Here is a 1,303-nt window from a genome sequence, read left to right as displayed (position 1 = left end):
CCCAGTTGATATGTTTGATTTTAAAAAAACAATGCAAGATTATGCTCATCATCTGTGTTACAAAAATGAAGATACACTCATATCTCAGCATGTAAGCGTTAGTGAATGTATATCAAAGCTTGATGATAAAAAAACAGAATGTGAAAAAAAGGTTTTTCGTTTGGCGCCGCTCAATCTTGAGTCGGAAGTTGAAGTGCTTGATTATTCAAGGCAATATACGCAATGTACATTGCCTTATAAATATATTTTAGGTTAATTACAAACAGGTATTATTAGTAATTACAGCCAATTATAATTAAGATTTTAAGCGAATGGATTTCGCTTCAATATCTATTAACTCTTGTTTAAATAAGCCACCAATTGCTTTTTTATAATTAGCTTTACTTGTAGAAAACATCTTCTTTATTGCTTCAGGATCAGACTTATCACCAAGTGGAATAACACCGCCTTCGTTTTTAAGCTTTTGCATAATAGTTTCACCAAGGTCACTTACTTTTCCCATACCTGGCTTTTCTAGTACAACGTCAATTTTTCCGTCGTCACGTACTTTTTGAATATAGCCTTTAAGCTTTTGACCCACAAATAAGCTTTTAAATACCATATTGTAAAAAACAACACCGAAGTGCGACTCTTCAATTAATACTTTGTAGCCAATATCTGTTTTGCCAGCAACAATTAAATCCACTTCTTGTAAGTGAGTATATTGCGGCGCATCTTTTGATAGGAAACGATTAAAGTTGTTTGAGGCACAAATACGTTGGCTTGCATTATCAAGGTACAGACGTACTAAATAAGAATGGCCTTCTTGCATGCGTGGCTTTTGTTCATTAAAAGGTGCAAGCACATCTTTCTCAAGGCCCCAATCTAAAAATGCCCCAATACTATTTATTTCTTTAACGCGTAGTAGGGCATACTCGCCTACTTGAGCATGTGGTTTCTTTATTGTTGCTGTGGCTAAATTAGCATTGTCTAAAAAGATAAATACACTAATACTATCGCCCGCTTCAAGCTCATGTTTTATTTCTTGTTTTGGTAAAAATACTTCACCTAAATCATGGCCGTCTAAGTAAGCACCTTCGTTACTCACTTCTTTTACAAATAATGTTTGTGTGGTTCCTAGGTAACTCATAATTATTCCTGCTCAGGCTTTTTTTTACGGCGCATTGGTGTATCGCCATCAATGTTCATCGGTGCTTTAATTGGTGCTGTAGGCTTTTTAGGTTTAGCTTTGCGCTTAAATGCAGGCTTTTTAACAGCGGCGGCTTTTTCTTTAGATTTGTCCCACGCTGCCTCAGGTTTTTTC

2 protein-coding genes and 1 pseudogene are annotated in these 1,303 nt (G+C 35.7%); 1 reads left to right on the top strand and 2 read right to left on the bottom strand.

Features of this window, described 5'->3' with window-relative positions:
• The coding region (locus H5072_RS19700) for a hypothetical protein (protein ID WP_182694543.1) at positions 1 to 256 on the top strand (256 nt) is incomplete at its 5' end.
• A gap of 39 nt (positions 257 to 295) precedes the next feature.
• Here H5072_RS19700 and H5072_RS19695 read toward each other — a convergent pair.
• Together H5072_RS19695 and H5072_RS21525 are read right to left on the bottom strand one after the other, a co-directional pair.
• Positions 296 to 1,129 carry a S1 RNA-binding domain-containing protein gene (locus H5072_RS19695; protein WP_182694542.1) on the bottom strand — a complete coding sequence of 278 codons (834 nt, stop codon included), beginning with the start codon at positions 1,127 to 1,129 and terminating at the stop codon, positions 296 to 298.
• A 2-nt stretch (positions 1,130 to 1,131) separates the two neighbouring features.
• Positions 1,132 to 1,303, bottom strand: a pseudogene (locus H5072_RS21525) (ATP-dependent helicase); the annotation flags it as partial.

It is taken from the genome of Pseudoalteromonas sp. SR45-5 (assembly GCF_014163565.1).
GTDB lineage: Bacteria > Pseudomonadota > Gammaproteobacteria > Enterobacterales > Alteromonadaceae > Pseudoalteromonas > Pseudoalteromonas distincta.
This window is presented reverse-complemented; position numbering and strand designations above follow the sequence as displayed.

Bases quoted from the DNA above. Each gene is read 5' to 3' on its own strand.
- H5072_RS19695 (WP_182694542.1), bottom strand. From the start codon at position 1,129: ATGAGTTACCTAGGAACCACACAAACATTATTTGTAAAAGAAGTGAGT.